Genomic DNA, 2,750 nt, shown 5'->3' on the forward strand with positions numbered 1-2,750 from the left:
GCCCGGGTCCGTGCCCGGCTCCCCCGTCACCGTCCCGCGCGGAGAGGGCCGTGGGCCCCGAACCGGCGGACCCGGCGGCGTCCGACGGCTCCAGCGCGATCGGCGAGCCGCGCAGCGGCCCGTTGGCCGCGCGCGGCAGGGTCAGGCGGAACTGCGCCCCGCGCCCCGGCTCGCCCCACGCCTCCAGTCGACCGCCGTGCAGCCGGGTGTCCTCCAGCGCGATGGACAGTCCCAGGCCGGTGCCGCCGGTGGTCCGGGCCCGCGCCGGGTCGGCCCGCCAGAAGCGGTTGAACACCCGCTCCGCCTCGCCGGGCCCCAGCCCGATGCCGTGGTCGCGGACCGCCACCGCCACCGCCCCGTCCTCACCGGGGGCGGCGGCCAGCCGCACCACCACGTCACGCCCCTCACCGTGCTCGATGGCGTTGACCACCAAATTGCGCAGCACCCGTTCCACCCGGCGCGGGTCCACCTCGGCCACCACCGGCCGCTCGTCCCCGCGCACCACCAGCCGCGTGCCCTTGCGCTCGGCCAACGGCTCGGCCCCCTCCAGGACCCGCCGCACCGAATCCCGCAGGTCGGTCGGTTCGGCCTCGAGGGCCGCCGCGCCCGCGTCGAAGCGGCTGATCTCCAGCAACTCCGCCAGCATGGCCTCGAACCGGTCCAGCTGGTCGATGAGCAGTTCCGCCGAGCGGGCGGTCATCGGATCGAACTCGTCCTTGGACCCGTGGATGACGTCCGCCGCCATCCGCACCGTCGTCAACGGGGTCCGCAGCTCGTGCGAGACGTCCGAGACGAACCGCCGCTGCATCCGCGACAGCTCCTCCAGCTGATGGATCTTGGCCTGAAGGCTGCGGGCCATCTTGTTGAACGACTCCCCCAGCCGGGCGATGTCGTCCTCGCCGCTGACCTTCATCCGCTCCTGCAACCGGCCCGCCGCCAGCCGCTCGGCGATCCGCGCCGCCATCCGCACCGGCGTCACCGCCTGCCGCACCACCAGCCACGCGATGGCGCCCAGCAGCGCCACCAGGAACACCCCCGCGGTGGTGATGGTCCCCTTGACCAGCGCCAGCGACTTCTCCTCCTGCGTGAAGGGGAAGAGGTAGTACAGCTGGTACGGGTTGCCGTGGTTGTCGGTCAGTCGCCGGCCCACGATCAGGGCCGTCTGGGTGGACCCGTCCGGACGCACGATCGTGCCGTACCGGCGGTGGGTGCCGGCGTTGCCGTCCAGCGCCTCCCGCATGTCCTGCGGCACGCTCTCCTCGGGTCGGATGTCCGCCGAGGACCGGGGACCGCGCGGCGCGCCGCCGGCCGTCTCACCGCCGAACGGCTGTCCGGACAGCTGCGAGGGCAGCGCCACCACCGAGTACACGCCCTGCCCGCCGCTGGCCAACTGCTCGACCATGCCGGTCAGCCACACCCCCGGGTCGGTGACCCGACCCGGGGTGCCGTCACCGGCGTCCGCGCCGGTGATCGCCCGATCCGCCCGGTCCGCGGCCACCGCGAACCCACCGTCGGCCTGACTGATCGCGGTCTGCCGCTTGGCCTCCAGCAGACCGTTGCGGACCTGGCCGATGACGACCACGCCCAGCACCAGCACCACCGCCAGCGACAGCAGCAGGGTCGAGACCACCACGCGCAACTGGATGTTGCGCCGCCACAACCGGAGCACCGACAGCAACGGCCCGCGGGCCCACCGTCCGAAGATCCGGATGGCGGGCTGCGCCCTGCTGCCGGTCGCCCCCTCGGGCAACAGCATGGCCGTGCGACGGGACCACTCGGTCACCTCAGCCGGACCCGGCCTTGTAGCCGACGCCACGGACCGTCACGACGATCTCCGGGCGCTCGGGGTCCTTCTCGATCTTCGAGCGGAGCCGCTGCACGTGCACGTTGACCAGGCGGGTGTCGGCGGCGTGCCGGTACCCCCACACCTGCTCCAGCAGCACCTCGCGGGTGAACACCTGCCACGGCTTGCGGGCCAGCGCCACCAGCAGGTCGAACTCCAGCGGGGTCAGCGAGATCGCCTTGCCGTCGCGCTTGACGGAGTGCCCCGCCACGTCGATCACCAGGTCGCCGATGGCCAACTGCTCCGGCGCGGGCTCCTCCGAGCGCCGCAGCCGGGCCCGGATCCGCGCCACCAGTTCCTTGGGCTTGAACGGCTTGACGATGTAGTCATCGGCCCCGGACTCCAGGCCGACCACCACATCCACCGTGTCGCTCTTGGCCGTGAGCATCACGATCGGCACCCCGGACTCGCCGCGGATCAGCCGGCACACCTCGATACCGTCCCGGCCCGGCAGCATCAGGTCCAGCAGCACCAGATCGGGCTTGATCTCCCGAAACGCCGCCAGGGCCTTGTCTCCGTCCGCGACGAACGACGGCTCGAAGCCCTCGCCGCGCAGGACGATGCCGAGCATTTCCGCCAGAGCGGTGTCGTCATCGACGACGAGAACACGTCCCTTCATGACTTCATCATCCCATTGGCCGGATCGTGACTGTCCACGTCCCTTTTCCTCTCGACCCCCACGGGGTCATCATCACGGTTCGCACCGCTTCATCGGGTACATCCGGTTCGGTGGGTTCGGGTACCCCCGGGCAGCACCGCCGCCAACCGTTCCCGGTCCGGCGGGCACACCACCCCGTGCTCCGTCACCACCGCCGTCACCAGCTCACCGGGTGTCACGTCGAACGCCGGGTTGTACGCCCCGGCGCCCTCCGGCGCCACCCGCACCCCCGGTCGCGCCGTCGTCACC

General features: G+C 72.3%; 2 protein-coding genes and 1 pseudogene. All 3 read right to left on the reverse strand.

The window, feature by feature from the left end:
• A partial coding sequence (gene mtrB / locus FNQ90_RS18890) for an MtrAB system histidine kinase MtrB (protein WP_182607459.1) occupies positions 1-1,756 on the reverse strand: 1,756 nt, incomplete at its 3' end.
• A gap of 28 nt (positions 1,757-1,784) precedes the next feature.
• On the reverse strand, positions 1,785-2,462 hold the full coding sequence (mtrA, locus tag FNQ90_RS18895) for a two-component system response regulator MtrA (RefSeq protein ID WP_143623403.1): 678 nt from the start codon (positions 2,460-2,462) through the stop codon (positions 1,785-1,787).
• A gap of 89 nt (positions 2,463-2,551) precedes the next feature.
• A pseudogene (locus FNQ90_RS18900) lies at positions 2,552-2,750 on the reverse strand (hypothetical protein); the annotation flags it as partial.

It is taken from the genome of Streptomyces alkaliphilus, from assembly GCF_014141535.1.
GTDB lineage: Bacteria > Actinomycetota > Actinomycetes > Streptomycetales > Streptomycetaceae > Streptomyces > Streptomyces alkaliphilus.

What these genes read in the sequence shown, in the direction of transcription:
- mtrA (WP_143623403.1), bottom strand. Translation starts at nt 2,462, where the DNA reads ATGAAGGGACGTGTTCTCGTCGTCGATGACGACACCGCTCTGGCGGAA.